Origin of the sequence: Mycolicibacter arupensis, from assembly GCF_002086515.1 — a bacterium.
In the GTDB taxonomy this organism is placed as follows: Bacteria; Actinomycetota; Actinomycetes; order Mycobacteriales; family Mycobacteriaceae; genus Mycobacterium; species Mycobacterium arupense.
In genome coordinates, this window is record NZ_MVHH01000003.1 from 165390 (window position 1) to 181496 (window position 16107).

Below are 16107 nucleotides of genomic sequence, written 5' to 3' on the forward strand. Positions count from 1 at the left end.
GCCCGAAATGAGCGGCTCAGCTGCGGTGCTTACCCAGCTCCGCGCTGGCATCACCGAGCCGCACGGTGATGTCGGTGTTCCCGGCGGCCTCCAATTGCTCACGACCCCGCAGCCGGTCCTGGATCTCGCGGGCCGCCCCGTTGATCCGCTCGATCTCGCCGCGGAACACGTCCGGGCGGGTCTCCTTGCTCGCGTAGTGGAAGTAGCTGAGCAGGCTGCGCAGCAGCTCCAGCTTCTGCTTCTCCCGCTTGGCCAGGTCATGTGTGGTCATCAACTCGACTCGGCGCACCGGAGGCAGGTCGGCCCAGTCCAGAACCACCTTGTTCTCGTAGCGCGGCTGCTTGCCGCGCCGCCCGAACCAGCCCTTCGGCTCGCCGGGGCTGTCGGCGTAGCTGATGGTCCCGGTGAAGCGCGACTCGATGCCTTCGCCCAGCTCGGCCCGGTCGATCGCCGAGTCCCACACCGTTCGCCACTCCTGGTTGGGCGCCAGCACGGTCAGTTCCTCCGGCAGCTGCAGGGCTACCACGTCGGCGTAGCCGTCCGAGGCGGTCTCGTAGCGCGCCACGGTGGGGGGCTGGGTGAACGAGAACCGGATGTCGTAGGCGGCGGTCTTGCCGAAGTTGCGGACCACCAGCTCGATGACGTGCCAGTCGGCGGCGTGCGGCTCCATGAACATCGCCACGTGCGGGCGGCTCTGCTCGGCGGCCAGCCGGCGGTTGCGTTGCAGCTGACGGTTCAGATAGAGCAGCGCCAGCACGGTGATGACGATGGCCAACCATGCGGCCCACGCCAGCCAGGCATCCGCGCCCGCGTGGGCGACGTCATACAAGCGGTCCTCAACTGATCCCATCAGCCATTCCCCTCATCCGCCCATCAGCATGCGCCACCGGTCCAGGCTTCCGGCGCTGAATACGTAGTTGGATCGCTTCACTTCCGACAGCGCGGCGCTCGGGTCGGCCGAATACCAGTGCCCGGGGAACACGGTCGGGTCACCCGGCAACGCGGCCAGCTGCTGCAGGCTGCGGTACATCTCGTCGGAGTCGCCGCCCGGAAAGTCGGTGCGGCCGCAGCCCTCCAGGAAGAGAGTGTCGCCGGCCACCAGCCGGCCGTCGAGCAGGAAGCATTGGCTGCCCGGCGTGTGGCCGGGGGTGTGCAGCAGCTCGATGTCGATGGCGCCGACGCTGACCTTGTCGCCGTGGTCATGGGCGGTCAGGTCCGTCAGCGGGATCTCGGTGACTTGCGAAACCCACTGCGCTTCATGGCTGTTCACGTGTACCGGAACGCTGACGCGCTCCAGCAGCTCGGCCAGGCCCTTGAGTTCGAAGCCCATCATCTTGCCGCCCACGTGATCAGGGTGGTGATGGGTGACCAGCACGCCGGACAGGTGCATGCCGTCGCCCTCGAGGATGTCGAGCAGATCGCCGGCGGCATAGGCCGGGTCGATCACCACGGCGTCGCCGGTCTGGCGGTCGCCGATCAGGTAGGCGAAGTTGCGCATCTGCGCAGCGATCGGGTCGCCGGCCGCGAAATCGCGTCCGGAGAGCAGCTGGCGGAAGTACAGCCGGTCGGAATCGGGCACGCCCTTCAGCCTAAAGCAGCGGGGGCCGGTCGATTGCGAGCGCGGCGAAGCCGGGCGATGCAGGTCGCCGCCAAGCGGGCCGGGCCTGCCCTGACGCAGGTTCTGTCGTCGCGGTTTGGTGACCTCGTGGCCGAGGTTGTAACCTTCTACAGGCTTGCAGCGCCCGAAAGGGTTGCTGTGGGTGACCGCCCCCTTAGCTCAGTCGGCAGAGCGTTTCCATGGTAAGGAAAAGGTCAACGGTTCGATTCCGTTAGGGGGCTCGGTGGACGCCAGTCGGTGCGCCGACTAGCGCCGATCGGGGCGGTGTAGCTCAGCTGGTTAGAGCGCACGACTCATAATCGTGAGGTCGGGAGATCGAGCCTCCCCACCGCTACTGCACGCAATACGACATGTGAAGAAGGACAACAGACGTGGCCTCCAGTACTGATGTGCGGCCGAAGATCACCTTGGCCTGCGAGGTGTGCAAGCACCGCAACTACATCACCAAGAAGAATCGCCGCAACGACCCCGACCGCCTGGAGCTGAAGAAATTCTGCCCCAACTGCGGCAAGCACGAGTCGCACCGCGAATCTCGCTAAGTAGCGCGCACCGTGTCGTTGGCTGATCGCCTCGCCGGGAAGCACTACCGCTATCCCGACCACTACGAGGTGGAGCGGGAAAAGATCCGCGAATATGCGAACGCGGTCAAGGCCGTCGACCCGGCCAGTCATGACCTGCGGGCGGCCGCAGGGCTTGGCTACGACGGCTTGGTCGCCCCGCTCACCTCTATCTCGGTCTTCGGTCACATGGCCATTTCCGGGTTCTTCGAGTACTGCGGCGTCGAGGTCTCCGACGCGCAGATCGTCCAGGTCGACCAGAAGCTGGAGTTTCTCCAGCCGATCAAAGAAGGCGACCGGCTGTACTGCGACGTATCGGTCGAGTCGATCCGTCGTGCGCACGGTACGGACATCATCATGACCAAGCAGGTGGTCACCAACCACGCCGGTGACATCGTGCAGAAGACGTATACGACGCTGGCGGGTCGCGCCGGCGATGGAGATAAGGGTTTCACCGATGGCGTTGCGTGAGTTCAGTTCGGTCAAGGTAGGCGATCAGCTGCCCGAGCGGGTCATCCCGCTGTCGCGCCAGGACCTGGTCAACTACGCCGGTGTTTCCGGTGATCTCAACCCGATTCACTGGGACGACGAGATCGCCCAGCAGGTGGGGCTGGACACGGCCATCGCCCACGGCATGCTGACCATGGGGCTCGGTGGCGGCTACGTCACGGCCTGGGTGGGTGACCCGGGTGCGGTGACCGAATACAACGTCCGCTTCACCTCGGTGGTGCCGGTGCCCAACGACGGCAAGGGTGCCGAGATCACCTTCAGTGGCCGGGTGAAGTCGGTAGACGCCGAATCGAAGACGGTGAGCATCGCGCTCACCGCCACCACGGGTGGCAAGAAGATCTTCGGGCGGGCGGTCGCGTCCGCGAAGCTGGCTTAGGGGAAAGCGCAGCTATGGCGATCAAGACTGATATCAGGGGGATGATCTGGCGTTACCCCGAGTCGTTCGTGGTGGGCCGCGAGAAGATCCGCGAGTTCGCCCGCTCCATCAAGGCTGAGGACCCCGCCTACTACGACGAGGCCGAGGCGGCCAAGCTGGGCTACGACTCGCTCCTTGCGCCGCCGACGTTTGTGGCGATTCTGGCGAAGTTGGTGCAGTCCGACTTCTTCCGGCACGTCGACACCGGCTACACCACCATGCAGATGGTCCAGGTGGACCAGGGCTTCAAATACCTCAAGCCGATCAAGGCCGGTGACACGCTGTACGCCCGGATGGAGATCGCCTCGGTCAACGAGCGTTTCGGTGCTGACATCGTCACCACGCGCAACATCTTGACCAATCAGGACGGCGAGGTGGTGCTCGAGGCGTTCACCACGATGATGGGTCACGACGGCGACGATTCGGTCAACCTCCGGTGGGACGCCGAATCCGGTCAGGTCGTCCGAACAGCCTGATTAGTAACTGGCCCACGCGGCGAGGTACACTCGGACCTCGGGGTTTTCCCAGCATTAGCGCGCTTTCCGTGATGCGAACGGGGGGCGCGCGAATTGTGTGAGCCGGAGACGGCGCACAGGTGAAGCACCCGAACCCGTAGGTTGGTGCGCCAACCGCGAAGGGGCGTAGCTCAACTGGCAGAGCAGCGGTCTCCAAAACCGCAGGTTGCAGGTTCAAGTCCTGTCGCCCCTGCTGAACGTGCCATGGTGGACACTGGACATCATGCGCGGAACGGCAACGAGGTAAGCGCGAACAACGAAGGAGCATGCGGTGACCGACGAGCTCGACCGTCCCGACGCCGCAGCCGACGGCGACAGCGATGCCGAATCCGGTAGCAGCAGTCGCACGGCCGTGGTGAGCAGGCAGGTCGGCGACCCGCTGCGGCCCACGGGCAAGCGTTCCCGGCGCCGGGTCGGCGGCGACGCCGACGTGGACTCGACTGCCATCGAACTGGACGCCGAAGACGCCGCGGATGCCGAGAAGGCCAAGAAGAAGAAGGCCAAGAAGAAGGCCGAAGGGCCCTCGCGCAACCCGTTCGTCTACGTCTTCAACTTTCTCAAGCAGGTCGTCGGCGAACTTCGCAAGGTGATCTGGCCGAACCGCAAGCAGATGGTCACCTACACCGCGGTGGTGCTGGCTTTCCTGGTCTTCATGGTGGCCTTGGTCGCCGGGGCGGACTACGGATGGGCCCGCCTGGTGCTGCTGGTGTTCGGCGAGTGAAGTTATAGGAAGGACTGACAACCGTGACTACCTTCGACGGCGACACGCCCGTGGGCGAGCCGGTCGACGTGGCGGAGGCCGCGGAGGACTCCGCGGTGGAGGCCACCGAGTCGCTCGAGGCCGCTGAGGCGGCTGAGTCTCCCGAGGCTGACGCCGAGGCCCCCGAGGCCGCCCAGGACGAGCCGGCCGAGGAACTCGACCCCGCGGTCGCGCTGAAAGCCGAGCTGCGCGCCAAGCCGGGCGACTGGTACGTCATCCACTCTTACGCCGGTTACGAGAACAAGGTGAAAGCCAACCTCGAGACCCGCGTGCAGAACCTCGACGTCGGCGACTACATCTTCCAGGTGGAGGTGCCCACCGAAGAGGTCACCGAGATCAAGAACGGCCAGCGCAAGCAGGTCAACCGCAAGGTGCTGCCGGGCTACATCCTGGTTCGGATGGACCTGACCGACGACTCCTGGTCGGCGGTGCGCAACACCCCCGGCGTCACCGGCTTCGTCGGTGCCACCTCGCGGCCGACCTCGCTGCCGCTGGACGACGTGGTCAAGTTCCTGCTGCCGCAGGGTGCGGCCAAGAAGCAGGCCCGTGCGACGGCAGGCGCCGCCGCCGCGGCCCACGACGGTGGTCTGGAGCGGCCGGTCATCGAGGTCGACTACGAGGTCGGCGAGTCGGTCACCGTCATGGACGGTCCGTTCGCGACGCTGCCGGCCTCCATCAGCGAGGTCAACGCCGAACAGCAGAAGCTCAAGGTGCTGGTGTCGATCTTCGGTCGCGAGACACCAGTGGAACTGGCCTTTAACCAGGTCTCCAAGATTTAGTCAGTACGAAAGGAACATCCCCTCATGGCCCCGAAGAAGAAGGTCACCGGGCTGATCAAGCTCCAGATCAAAGCCGGCGAGGCTAACCCCGCGCCGCCGGTCGGACCCGCGCTTGGTCAGCACGGCGTGAACATCATGGAATTCTGCAAGGCGTACAACGCCGCGACGGAAGGCCAGCGCGGCAACGTCATCCCCGTGGAGATCACCGTCTACGAGGACCGCAGCTTCACCTTTGCGCTCAAGACCCCGCCCGCGGCCCGGATGCTGCTCAAGGCAGCCGGAATCGCCAAGGGCTCGGCCGAGCCGCACAAGACCAAGGTCGCCAAGGTGACCTGGGACCAGGTGCGCGAGATCGCCGAGACCAAGAAGGCCGACCTCAACGCCAACGACATCGAGGCCGGCGCCAAGATCATCGCCGGTACCGCCCGCTCCATGGGCATCACCGTCGAGTAGTAGAAGCACGTACGTGGGAGGGCCAGCTTCGGCCCGTTAACCACAACCAACCACGAGATTGGATATCCGATGAGCAAGACCAGTAAGGCCTACCGCGCCGCCGCCGAGAAGGTGGACCGCGACAACCTCTACACCCCGCTGCAGGCGGCCAAACTCGCCAAGGAGACGTCCTCGACCAAGCAGGACGCCACCGTCGAGGTCGCCATCCGCCTCGGTGTGGACCCCCGTAAGGCCGACCAGATGGTCCGCGGCACCGTCAACCTGCCGCACGGCACCGGTAAGACCGCCCGCGTGGCGGTGTTCGCGGTCGGTGAGAAGGCCGAGCAGGCCATCGCCGCCGGCGCCGACGTGGTGGGCAGCGACGACCTGATCGAGAAGATTCAGGGCGGGTTCCTGGACTTCGACGCCGCGATCGCCACCCCGGATCAGATGGCCAAGGTGGGCCGTATCGCCCGCGTGCTGGGCCCGCGTGGTCTGATGCCCAACCCCAAGACCGGCACCGTCACCCCCGACGTCGCCAAGGCCGTCTCGGACATCAAGGGCGGCAAGATCAACTTCCGGGTGGACAAGCAGGCCAACCTGCACTTCGTCATCGGCAAGGCGTCGTTCGACGAGAAGAACCTGGTGGAGAACTACGGCGCCGCGCTCGACGAGGTGCTGCGGCTCAAGCCGTCGTCCTCCAAGGGCCGCTACCTCAAGAAGGTCACCATCTCGACGACCACTGGCCCCGGCATTCCGGTGGACCCGGCCGTCACCCGCAACTTCGCGGCGGAATAAGACCCACCAAAAAGCCCCCGCACGCTTGCGCGTGACGGGGGCTTTTTGGTGGGCTGTGGCCGTGGGTCAGACGGCTTGCTTGGTGTAAGTGACCAGGCTGACGTCCAACGCCTCGTCAGTGAAGTAGTACTCGCAGCCACGCAGGTACTTCATGTAGCGCTCGTAGACCTCTTCGGACTGGATCGCGACCGCCTCGTCGTGGTGGGCCTCCAGCGCGTCGCCCCAGATCTTGAGGGTCTTGATGTAGTGCGACCGCAGCGACAGTGCTTCGGGCACCGTGAAACCGGCCTTCTCGCCGTGCTCCACCATCATGTTGGTGGTCGGCAGCCGGCCACCGGGGAAGATCTCGGTGAGGATGAACTTGATGAACCGAGCAGTCTCGAAGGTCAGCTTTTTGCCGCGCGCATTGAGGTCATAGGGGTGAAAGCTCACGCTGCTCTGGATGGTCATCCGGCCGTCGGCGGGCATGATGTCGTAGGAGTTCTTGAAGAAGTTGTCGTAGTTCTCGAACCCGAAGTGCTCGAATGCCTCGATCGAGACGATTCGGTCCACCGGGTCGTGGAACTGCTCCCAGCCCTGCAGCAGGACCTTGCGCGACCGGTCGGTGTCGATGTCGTCCAGCAGGCTCTGCGAGTAGGCGTGCTGGTTCTTCGACAGGGTCAAGCCGATCACGTTCACGTCGTACTTCTCGACGGCGCGCTTCATGGTCGCGCCCCAGCCGCAGCCGATGTCGAGCAGCGTCATCCCGGGCCGCAGGTCCAACTTGTCCAGATTCAGGTCCAGCTTGGCGATCTGGGCCTCTTCCAGGGTGGCGTCCGGCGGCTCGAAGTACGCGCAGCTGTACATCCGGGTCGGGTCCTGGAACAACGCGAAGAAGTCATCGGACAGGTCGTAATGGGCCTGGATGTTCTCAAACTTCGGACGCATATCCGCGGTCGGTATCGCTTTGTCCACCATCTGTGACTGCTTGCCTTCCTGATGAAACCCGCTGTGACCTGACCCAGTGGGAATGAGGTGATCTGCGCTGGTCAACTGTTGAAGCTTAGCCCGTCGCGGATGAATCGGTTGACGTGAAATGTAGTCAAGCCGGAACCCGTGTCGTGGCGATCCGAGCTATTTCTGCAGCGTGTACTGGTGGACACTGGTGTTCCCATTGCGGAACAGTTCCACACAGCCGTTGAGGTACTTGTCGAAGCGGTCGTAGGCCTCCTGGCCCTGCACCTCGATCGCCCGCTCCTTGTTGGCCTCCAACATCGCCGCCCAGTCCTGCAGCGTGCGTGAGTAGTGGAATCCGATCTCGTCGTCCCGAGTCACGGTGAAGCCGGCGTCGGCAGCGTATTTGCGGGGCAACCACGCCGACGGAAGCTGACCGCCGGGGAAGATCTCTCGCATGATGAAGAGCGTGAACTTGGCCAGCGACATCGTCATCGGAATGCCCTTGGCCTGCGCCTCGTCCTGGCCGCTGATCGCGGTGATCGTGTGCAGGAGCATCCGGCCGTCCTCGGGCAGCGCGTTGTAGGCGATCTCGAAGAAGTCCGGCCAGCGGTCGCGGCCGAAGTGCTCGAAGGCGCCGATCGACACGATCCGGTCCACCTTGTCGGTGAACTCCTCCCAGCCCTGCAGCCGAACCTCGACGTTGCGCTTGGTGTCCACCTTGGCGAGCTTGTCGATGGCGTATTGACGCTGCTCACCGCTGAGGGTGAGCCCGATGACGTTGACGTCGTACTTCTCGAGCGCGTGCTGCATGCAGGCCCCCCAACCGCAGCCGATGTCGAGCAGCGTCATGCCGGGCTCCAGGCCCAGCTTGCCCAGTGCCAAGTCGAACTTGGCGATCTGCGCTTCGTCGCAGGTGGTGTCCTTGCTCGGGTAGAACCCGCAGGTGTAGCCCATCGTCGGACCAAGGAACAGCTCGTAGAACTCGTTGGAGATGTCGTAGATCGACTGCAGTTCCTCGTACTTCGGTTCCAGCTTGGGCATGGTTCAGTTCACTCGCGATCTTCTCGGAAGGGGGGAGAGAGTGTGCACAGAATACCGTTGTCGGTCTGTTATGAGCACTTCGGTGTGGCCTGGGCCACCTGGCGGCATGCGTGAGACTTTACCTGGCGGCGGCAAACGTCGTCGTGAGCTCGCTGATCACCGAGTCCCACAGCTCTTCGGGCAGGTCGTGGCCCATGCCGTCGAACAGCACCAGCCGGGCGCGATCGATGGCGTCCGCCACCGCGCGGCCCCCCGCGGGGCGCATCAGTTTGTCCGCCAGTCCGTGGATGACCACGGTCGGCGCGGTGATCAGCCGGTCATAGGCCGCCAGACTGCCGCTGGCCAGGATTGCCCCGAACTGCCGGGCGATGCCCCACGGGTAGTAGCTGCGTTCGTAGGCCTCGATGATGTTGGCCCGCAGCTTGTCCTCCGGGGCCGGATAGCGGGGGCTGCCGATGATCCGGCTGGCCCGCACCGCGTTCTCGATGATCACGTCACGGGGCGAGTCCGGGGAGGGGCCGGTGAGCAGCGCCATCAGCGCCCGCGGCGCCGGCGGCGGAAGAAAACGCCGATTGTTGCTGGAGAAGATGATGGCCAGAGACCGGGTGCGCGGCGCAAAGCGGGCGGCGAACACCTGCGCGATCATGCCGCCCATCGAGGCGCCGACCACGTGGGCCTGATCGATTTCCAGGTGATCCAGCAGCGCGGCGGCGTCGTCGGCCATGTCCTCAAGGGTGTAGACCGCCGGGCTGGGCTTGCCCAGCCAGAACCGAGCCATGCGCGGGAGCAGTCCGGCGCGGGAATGCTCGCGGCCCAGCTTGCTCGACAGCCCGACATCGCGATTGTCGTAGCGGATCACCCGCAGCCCCTGCGCCACCAGCTTCTCGCAGAATCCGGTGCGCCACAGCAGCAACTGGGCGCCCAGGCCCATCACCAGCAGCACCGCCGGATCCCCGGGGTCGCCCAGATCCTCATAGAAGATCTCCAAATCGCCCGAGCGGGCAGTACCGATGCGCTTCTCCACCGCGGTCACGCTCCCGAGTCGTTCTCGTCGTCTTTGTGCTCACGGCTGACGTCCACCATGAAGTTGGCGAAGTAGCCGGTCAGCTGGGGGTCGGACATCATCTGCCAGCGGGGCGCCAACAGTTTCATATAGCGCTCCACGTAGAGGAATTGCTTACCGATCAGCACCAGCTCACGTGGCAGCTTGACGTCGTAGGCATCGGCCAGGGCGCCGAGTTGCTTGCCGATGTCGGCATAGGACATGTCGCCCAGCGATTTCATGGTCAGCGGGGTGGCGAACGCCTCGAGATCCTTGGCTGCCTGGCCCTCGGGCTTGACGGTGCCCACCGCACCCATCAGCACCACGATCTTGCCTGCCGCGGCGTGATCCTTCTTGACCAGCAACGCGTAGACCAGTTCACGCAGCAGCCAGCGGGTGCGCGGGTCGATCCGGCCCATGATCCCGAAGTCCAGGAACACCACCCGGCCCTGGTCGTCCACCAACAGATTTCCCGCGTGCAGGTCGCCGTGGAACAGGCCGTGCCGTAGCCCGCCCTCGAAGGTGGAGAACAACAAGGCCTTGACCAGCTCCACGCCGTCGAAGCCGGCCTTGCGGATGGCGGGGGCATCGTCGATGCGCAGACCCGACACCCGCTCCATGGTCAGTACCCGCTCGCTGGTGAAATCCCAGTACACGTCGGGGACCTTGATATTGCGGCCCAATGGGGAGGCATGCAGATGCGAGACCCAGGTCTGCATCGACTGGCCCTCGATGCGGAAGTCCAGCTCCTCAGCGAGGTTGTCGGCGAAATCGGCGACCACGTCACCGGCCGACAGGCGGCGGCCCAGCTTGGCCAGCTCGACCAACTGCGCGAAGCGCTTGAGGATCTGCAGGTCGGCGGCGACCCGGCGGCGGATTCCCGGCCGCTGAATCTTGACCACAACCTGCTCGCCGCTGTGCAGGGTGGCGAAGTGCACTTGGGCGATGGACGCCGAGGCGACCGGGGTCTCGTCGAAGGTCGCGAACAGCTCCTGCGGTGCGGCGCCCAGTTCTTCGACGAACAGGGTGTGCACCGCCTCGGGGTCTGCCGGCGGAACGGAGTCGAGCAGGCCGCGGAACTCCCGTGACAGCGGTTCGCCGAACGCGCCGGGGCTTGAGGCGATGATCTGACCGAACTTGACGTACGTGGGGCCCAAGGCGGCGAAGGTCTGCGGCAGCTCGCGGATCACCTTCTGCTGGATCGGTCCGGGCTTGAGCAGCCGGGTGAAGACCCGGGTGACGGCGCGGGTGAGCTGCCAGCCCGTCGCGCCGATGCGGGCCGCCTCGACCGGCAGCGGGACCCGGTCCAGCTGGGCCACCTGGCGGGGTGGGGTCGAACTCATGGCTGCAGTCTGCCAAATCCAAGTCGAGGCCATCGGGGCGGACGGTCCAGCAGCAGACCACCGGCTCCCACAGGTACTGCCAGTTCGGTCCGACAATTCGCCGCGCCTTGATCCCGGCCGGTCGCCGAAAGGCTCCGCACGGCGGCTGCGCATCCGTAGGTTTGTGCCATGCGGATCCTCGAGGTCGAGTCGACCGAGAAATTCGTCGGGCCGGCGAGCGCGCCGCTGCAGCTGGTCCGGGTTGGCTACTGCGACGCCCAGGAGCCCACACCGGTGCGGATCGAGGGTGCCGGTCTGGCCGGTGACGCGGTGGCCGAACCCGGCGCGGGCGTCATCGAGGTGCCAGTGCAGGTGGCGAACCCGGTACCCGGCCAGCGGCACGATGCCCGCGTGAACGGCAGCGCCTTCACCTTCACCGTGGCCGAACCCGGCTGGACCCTGTTCATGGTCGGCCACTTCCACTACGACCCGGTGTGGTGGAACACCCAGGCCAACTACACCAGCGTGTGGACCGAGAGCCCGCTCGGTGCGTGCCGCCAGACCAACGGCTTCACCCTGGTGCGCGGGCACCTGGACTGGGCCCGCGACAATCCCGAGTACAAGTTCGTACTGGCCGAAGTCGACTACCTCAAGCCGTATTGGGACACCCACCCGCAGGACCGTGCCGAGCTGCGCCGCCTGATCGCGCAGGGGCGGGTGGAGGTGCTGGGCGGCAGCTACAACGAGCCGTCGACCAACCTCACCGACGCCGAGACCACGATCCGCAACCTGGTGGCCGGGATGGGCTTCCAGCGCGACATCATGGGGGCACATCCGGCGACCGCCTGGCAGCTCGACGTGTTCGGTCACGACCCGCAGTTCCCTGGGCTGGTCGCCGATGCCGGCCTGTCCTCGAGTGCCTGGGCGCGCGGTCCGTTTCATCAGTGGGGCCCGATGGCTGACCACGGTGATCCGCGCCGGATGCAGTTCCCCTCCGAATTCGAGTGGATTGCGCCCTCGGGGCGCGGCCTGTTGACCCACTACATGCCCGCGCACTACGCGGCCGGCTGGTGGATGGACGCCTGTGCCACCCTGGCCGAGGCCGAGGACGAGGTGTATCGGCTCTTCACCGAGATGAAGAAGGTAGCCGCCACCCGCAACGTGCTGCTGCCGGTGGGCACCGACTTCACCCCTCCCAACCGCTGGATCACCGCTATCCACCGGGACTGGAACACCCGCTACACCTGGCCGAAGTTCGTGTGCGCCCTGCCCAGCGAGTTCTTCGCGGCCGTGCGCACCGAACTCGCGCAGCACGGTGTGGATCCGTCCCCGCAGACCCGTGACATGAATCCGATCTATACCGGCTGCCACGTCTCCTACATCGACACCAAGCAGGCCAACCGGGCCGCTGAAGCAGCGCTGCTCGGCGCGGAACGCTTCGCGGTGTTCGCCGCGGGGCTGACCGGAGTGGACTACCCGGAGGCGGCGCTGGCCAAGGCCTGGGCGCAACTGTCCTACGGTGCCCACCACGATGCGATCACCGGGTCCGAGGCGGACCAGGTCTATCTGGACCTGCTGACTTCCTGGCGCGACGCCTGGCAGCTGGCCGCCGCGACCCGCGACAATGCATTGGCGGCGTTGTCGGGTCTGGTCCGATGCGGCACCGGAGGCGAGCACGCGGTGGTCTGGAACCCGGTGGCCCGCGATCGCACTGACATCGTCACCGCCTGCCTGCACAAGCCGTTGCCGGCCGGTGTGCGCGTGATCGCACCCGACGGCACCGAGCTTCCCGCCCACGTCGGACACGGCGGCAGCACGGTCAGCTGGCTCGCCCGCGATGTGCCCTCGCTGGGCTGGCGGGCCTACCGCCTGACTCCCGCAGCCGAGGCCTCCGGGTGGCAGGCGGTGCCCGGCAGCCGGATCAGCAACGAGCAGCACCAGCTGACCGCGGACCCGCAGCGTGGCGGCGGCATCAGCTCGTGGCGACACGGGGGCCGCGAGATGCTGATCGAGGGCGGGCTGGGCAACCAGCTTGCCGTCTACGACGAATACCTCCGGCACCCACAGTCCGGGGAAGGGCCGTGGCATCTGGTGCCCAGCGGCAACCTGTTCACCTCGGCGGTCGCCCGCGACGTGACGGTTCAGGCCTATCGGGGCCCGCTGGGAGAGCGGTTGGTGGTGTCCGGGCGGATCCGCGACGTGCTGACCTACACCCAGACCGTGACGCTGTGGCACGGCGTGGATCGGGTGGACTGCGCCACCACCATCGACGAGTTCACCGGCGCCGACCACCTGCTGCGGGTGCGCTGGCCCTGCCCGATCCCCGGCGCCATGCCGGTCGCCGAGGTCGCCGACGCCGTCATCGGGCGCGGGTTCGGACTGCTGCATGAGCCCAGCGGGCGTTCGGTGGACACCGCACAACACCCGTGGACCCTCGACACTCCCGCCCACCGCTGGTTCGGGCTGTCGGCAACCGCGCGCATCAGCGTCGGCGACGGCAGCCGGGCGGTCTCGGTGGCTGAGGTGATTACCGCTGGCGCCCCGACACGGGAGCTGATGGTCGCGCTGGTAGGGGCCGGGGTGACCGCCACCTGCACGGACGCCGAAGGGCCCCGCTACGGCAACCTCGCCGTCGACTCCAACCTGCCCGACACCCGGATTGCGCTCGGTGGGCCCGATCGCAATGCCTTCACCCGCGCCGTGTTGGACGCCGCCGACCCGGCCTACACCGCCGAGCTGCACCATCAACTCGAGCGCCGCGGCAGCGCCCGGGTGTGGGTGCCGGCGGAAAGGCCCCTGGCCGAGGTCTGGCTCCCCGGCGCCGACCTGACCGGGCCGCGGGCGTTGCCGGTGCTGGTGATCGCGGGCCGCGAGGAGGACGCCCTGCACGCCGAGATCGCCCGAGTGGCCCAGGACCTGGTCGACGCCCAGATCGTGGTGCACCAAGATGTGGATGCGGCCATGGAGCCCTTCGAGTCGCGCACCGTGGCACTGCTCAACCGTGGGGTGCCCAGCTTCGCCGTGGACTCCGCCGGCACGTTGCACACCGCACTGCTGAGATCCTGCACCAGCTGGCCGTCGGCGTCGTGGACCGATGACCCGCGCCGCACCGCCCCCGACGGCAGCGCTTTTCAGCTCCAGCACTGGACGCACACCTTCGACTACGCGCTGGTGGCCGGCGACGGCGACTGGCGCCAGTCGGCCATCCCCGCGCGCAGTGCCGAGTTCGCCGAACCCCTGCGGGCCGTCGCGGCGTCCGGGGAATCGGGTCCGTTGCCGGCGAGCGGTTCGTTGTTGCGCTTCGACCCGAGCGACGGCGTCGCCCTGGGGGCGCTCAAGGCGATGGGCAACCCGACGGCGTGCGGCAGTGCGCAGCCCGTCGACCCGAACACCGTCACGCTGCGGTTGGTCGAGACCCGCGGCGCCGACACCGCCGTCACGCTGCACAGCGACCTGGGCCCGGTGTCCGTGTTGGGCAGGGCAGACCTGCTGGAGAAGTCCCAGGAACATCCGGAGCCGAGCCGGCTGCACGGCTATGAGATCGCCACCGTCACGGCGCGCCTCGCCCTTGAAAGTCTTGGAACCAGTGCGCCGCTGGCCCCCGAGGTGGAGGCGGCCCAGCCGCTCTACGCCCGCTACTGGCTACACAACCGCGGTCCGGCGCCGCTGGGCGGGCTGCCGCTCACACCCGCGTTGCACCCGCACCGGGTCGCCGCGCAGCCGGGCGCGCGGCTGACCCTGGACCTGACCGTGGCCAGCGACTGCGTCGACGCGGAGCTGTCCGGCGCCCTGACCATCCAGTGCCCGGCGGGCTGGGCGAGCACGCCGGACCGAAGTTCGGTGCGACTGGCCGCCGGCGGCCACCAGAGCATCCCGCTGGAGGTGACCGTCCCGGTCGGCACCAGTGCGGGGCTGTATCCCGTGCGCGCCCGGCTGGACCCGACCGGCGACATTCCGGCGGCCTGGCGACAGTCGGTCGAAGACGTGGCGGTGGTGCGCGTCGGCGATCCGGGTGCCGACCGGCTGCTCTACGTCGATGATCCAGCCGGGGTGGAGGTCATCGCCGGGCAATCCGCGCGGCTCACCGTCGCCGTCGGCACCGACGCGCATGCAGAATTCGCGGTCGAAGCACACCTGATCAGCCCGTGGGGCACCTGGGAATGGGCCGGCCCGCCCGCGCTGGGTGCGGCGGTGCCGGCCGGTGGGCAGGTGGAGATCGGTTTCGACATCGCACCACCGGTGTGGGCGCAGCCCGGCACCTGGTGGGCGCTGGTCCGGGTGGCCGGCGCGGGCACGCTGGCGTACTCGGCGGCGGTGCGCCTGGCGGTCCTGGCGGCGACGACGGAAGGCCGGGACTGATGGCCGGCATCCTTGCGCTGGATGTGGGCGGCACCAAGATCGCCGCCGGCCTGGTCGACCCAGACGGATCGCTGATCTACACCGCGACGCTGCCGACCCGGGCCGCCGAGGGCACCGAGGTGGTGTGGGCCGTGGTCGCAGAATTGATCGGGAACGTCCTGCAGCGGGCTGGCGGGCGGGTGGATGCCGTGGGCATCGGTTCGGCCGGGCCCATCGATGTCGCCGCCGGGACCGTCAGCCCGGTCAACATCGAGGGCTGGCGTGGTTTCGCGCTGCGTGACCGAGTGGCGGCCGCAGTGCCCGGGGTGCCGGTTCGATTGGGCGGTGACGGCGTCTGCATGGCTCTGGCCGAACACCGATACGGCGCGGGACGGGGAACCCGGTCCATGCTGGGCATGGTGGTCTCTACCGGGGTGGGCGGCGGCCTGGTGCTCGACGGGACACCCGTGCTCGGACGCACCGGCAACGCCGGCCATGTGGGTCACGTGGTCGTCGACCCCGACGGGGATCGGTGCCGGTGTGGCGGACGCGGCTGTGTGGAGACCATCGCCTCCGGCCCGTCGATGGTGCGCTGGGCACTGGCCCATGGCTGGTCTCCGGAGACCCCGTTGGCAGATGCCAAGGCGCTCGGAGCGGCCGCCGAAGCGGGGGACCCGGTGGCACTGCGCGCGTTCCGGCGCGGAACCGATGCTTTGGCGGTGATGATCGCCTCGGTGGGGGCGGTGTGCGACCTGGACCTGGTGGTGATCGGCGGGGGAGTCGCCAAGTCCGGTGCACTGCTGTTCGGCCCCTTGCACGAGGCGCTCGCCGAACGCGCCCGACTCGACTTCCTGGTCGGACTCCAGGTGGTGCCCGCCGGCCTCGGCGGCGATGCCGGGCTGGTGGGCGCGGCCGCGTTGACCATGCTGCGGTGACTCACCTGCGTTGACTCTGCGCCCACGGCGGGAGAGTGCGAGAAGGCCGTGCCCTGGACGTTGCTCCTATGTCAAGCAGCGATTGGTAGGTCGGGGTTTTGGCGGACTT

16 protein-coding genes and 3 tRNA genes are annotated in these 16107 nt (G+C 67.2%); 13 read left to right on the forward strand and 6 right to left on the reverse strand.

Annotated features, from left to right (window positions below; translation table 11 throughout):
* Window positions 1-16 precede the first annotated feature (16 nt).
* Both BST15_RS03100 and BST15_RS03105 read right to left on the reverse strand, forming a co-directional pair.
* Window positions 17-850, reverse strand: coding sequence for a hypothetical protein (locus tag BST15_RS03100; RefSeq protein WP_046187861.1), 834 nt, complete (start codon window positions 848-850; stop codon window positions 17-19).
* Between the two features lie 12 nt (window positions 851-862).
* Window positions 863-1579, reverse strand: a complete 717-nt coding sequence (locus BST15_RS03105) for an MBL fold metallo-hydrolase (RefSeq protein WP_046187862.1) — start codon at window positions 1577-1579, stop codon at window positions 863-865.
* 187 nt (window positions 1580-1766) lie between these two features.
* Between BST15_RS03105 and BST15_RS03110 the strand changes: the two genes are divergently transcribed.
* The 11 genes from BST15_RS03110 to rplA all read left to right on the forward strand — a co-directional run bounded on the left by BST15_RS03110 (window position 1767) and on the right by rplA (window position 6384).
* Window positions 1767-1839, forward strand: a tRNA-Thr gene (locus tag BST15_RS03110).
* A gap of 39 nt (window positions 1840-1878) precedes the next feature.
* A tRNA-Met gene (locus tag BST15_RS03115) sits at window positions 1879-1952 on the forward strand.
* Between the two features lie 37 nt (window positions 1953-1989).
* Window positions 1990-2157 (forward strand): 50S ribosomal protein L33, encoded by a 168-nt coding sequence (gene rpmG, locus BST15_RS03120; protein WP_024440978.1) that lies wholly within the window; start codon window positions 1990-1992, stop codon window positions 2155-2157.
* 12 nt (window positions 2158-2169) lie between these two features.
* Window positions 2170-2646 (forward strand): (3R)-hydroxyacyl-ACP dehydratase subunit HadA, encoded by a 477-nt coding sequence (hadA, locus tag BST15_RS03125; RefSeq protein ID WP_083070800.1) that lies wholly within the window; start codon window positions 2170-2172, stop codon window positions 2644-2646.
* Entirely contained in the window at window positions 2633-3061 is a 429-nt protein-coding gene (gene hadB / locus BST15_RS03130; protein ID WP_046187864.1) for a (3R)-hydroxyacyl-ACP dehydratase subunit HadB, read from the forward strand. Before hadA ends, hadB begins: the two co-directional genes overlap by 14 nt.
* 14 nt (window positions 3062-3075) lie before the next feature.
* Complete coding sequence (gene hadC, locus BST15_RS03135; protein ID WP_046187865.1) at window positions 3076-3576, forward strand: (3R)-hydroxyacyl-ACP dehydratase subunit HadC; 501 nt, start codon at window positions 3076-3078, stop codon at window positions 3574-3576.
* 159 nt (window positions 3577-3735) lie between these two features.
* Window positions 3736-3808: transfer RNA gene (locus tag BST15_RS03140), tRNA-Trp, on the forward strand.
* Window positions 3809-3886: 78 nt separating this feature from the next.
* Window positions 3887-4336 (forward strand): preprotein translocase subunit SecE, encoded by a 450-nt coding sequence (gene secE, locus BST15_RS03145; protein WP_046187866.1) that lies wholly within the window; start codon window positions 3887-3889, stop codon window positions 4334-4336.
* 23 nt (window positions 4337-4359) lie between these two features.
* A complete protein-coding gene (gene nusG / locus BST15_RS03150; RefSeq protein ID WP_046187867.1) occupies window positions 4360-5154 on the forward strand; it encodes a transcription termination/antitermination protein NusG in 795 nt (264 codons plus the stop codon).
* A 24-nt stretch (window positions 5155-5178) separates the two neighbouring features.
* Window positions 5179-5607 carry a 50S ribosomal protein L11 gene (gene rplK / locus BST15_RS03155; protein WP_046187868.1) on the forward strand — a complete coding sequence of 143 codons (429 nt, stop codon included), beginning with the start codon at window positions 5179-5181 and terminating at the stop codon, window positions 5605-5607.
* A 69-nt stretch (window positions 5608-5676) separates the two neighbouring features.
* Window positions 5677-6384: a 50S ribosomal protein L1 gene (gene rplA / locus BST15_RS03160; RefSeq protein WP_046187869.1), complete on the forward strand. Its 708-nt coding sequence runs from the start codon at window positions 5677-5679 to the stop codon at window positions 6382-6384.
* Window positions 6385-6450: 66 nt separating this feature from the next.
* Here rplA and BST15_RS03165 read toward each other — a convergent pair whose 3' ends face one another.
* The 4 genes from BST15_RS03165 to BST15_RS03180 form a co-directional block, all read right to left on the reverse strand.
* Window positions 6451-7341, reverse strand: coding sequence for a cyclopropane mycolic acid synthase family methyltransferase (locus BST15_RS03165; protein ID WP_046187870.1), 891 nt, complete (start codon window positions 7339-7341; stop codon window positions 6451-6453).
* A gap of 156 nt (window positions 7342-7497) precedes the next feature.
* Window positions 7498-8361, reverse strand: a complete 864-nt coding sequence (locus BST15_RS03170; RefSeq protein ID WP_046187871.1) for a cyclopropane mycolic acid synthase family methyltransferase — start codon at window positions 8359-8361, stop codon at window positions 7498-7500.
* 118 nt (window positions 8362-8479) lie between these two features.
* Window positions 8480-9385 carry an alpha/beta fold hydrolase gene (locus BST15_RS03175; protein WP_046187887.1) on the reverse strand — a complete coding sequence of 302 codons (906 nt, stop codon included), beginning with the start codon at window positions 9383-9385 and terminating at the stop codon, window positions 8480-8482.
* A 5-nt stretch (window positions 9386-9390) separates the two neighbouring features.
* Window positions 9391-10746 (reverse strand): ABC1 kinase family protein, encoded by a 1356-nt coding sequence (locus BST15_RS03180; protein ID WP_198528273.1) that lies wholly within the window; start codon window positions 10744-10746, stop codon window positions 9391-9393.
* A 168-nt stretch (window positions 10747-10914) separates the two neighbouring features.
* Between BST15_RS03180 and BST15_RS03185 the strand changes: the two genes are divergently transcribed.
* Together BST15_RS03185 and BST15_RS03190 are read left to right on the forward strand one after the other, a co-directional pair.
* Complete coding sequence (locus BST15_RS03185; RefSeq protein ID WP_046187873.1) at window positions 10915-15084, forward strand: glycoside hydrolase family 38 N-terminal domain-containing protein; 4170 nt, start codon at window positions 10915-10917, stop codon at window positions 15082-15084.
* Window positions 15084-15998: an ROK family protein gene (locus BST15_RS03190; RefSeq protein WP_046187888.1), complete on the forward strand. Its 915-nt coding sequence runs from the start codon at window positions 15084-15086 to the stop codon at window positions 15996-15998. The genes BST15_RS03185 and BST15_RS03190 overlap by 1 nt, the downstream gene beginning before the upstream one ends.
* Window positions 15999-16107: the final 109 nt, after the last annotated feature.

Bases quoted from the DNA above. Each gene is read 5' to 3' on its own strand.
- BST15_RS03185 (WP_046187873.1), top strand. From the start codon at position 10,915: ATGCGGATCCTCGAGGTCGAGTCGACCGAGAAATTCGTCGGGCCGGCG.
- BST15_RS03180 (WP_198528273.1), bottom strand. From the start codon at position 10,746: ATGAGTTCGACCCCACCCCGCCAGGTGGCCCAGCTGGACCGGGTCCCG.
- BST15_RS03165 (WP_046187870.1), bottom strand. From the start codon at position 7,341: ATGGTGGACAAAGCGATACCGACCGCGGATATGCGTCCGAAGTTTGAG.
- rplK (WP_046187868.1), top strand. From the start codon at position 5,179: ATGGCCCCGAAGAAGAAGGTCACCGGGCTGATCAAGCTCCAGATCAAA.
- rplA (WP_046187869.1), top strand. From the start codon at position 5,677: ATGAGCAAGACCAGTAAGGCCTACCGCGCCGCCGCCGAGAAGGTGGAC.
- BST15_RS03190 (WP_046187888.1), top strand. From the start codon at position 15,084: ATGGCCGGCATCCTTGCGCTGGATGTGGGCGGCACCAAGATCGCCGCC.
- hadC (WP_046187865.1), top strand. From the start codon at position 3,076: ATGGCGATCAAGACTGATATCAGGGGGATGATCTGGCGTTACCCCGAG.
- BST15_RS03100 (WP_046187861.1), bottom strand. From the start codon at position 850: ATGGGATCAGTTGAGGACCGCTTGTATGACGTCGCCCACGCGGGCGCG.
- hadB (WP_046187864.1), top strand. From the start codon at position 2,633: ATGGCGTTGCGTGAGTTCAGTTCGGTCAAGGTAGGCGATCAGCTGCCC.
- BST15_RS03170 (WP_046187871.1), bottom strand. From the start codon at position 8,361: ATGCCCAAGCTGGAACCGAAGTACGAGGAACTGCAGTCGATCTACGAC.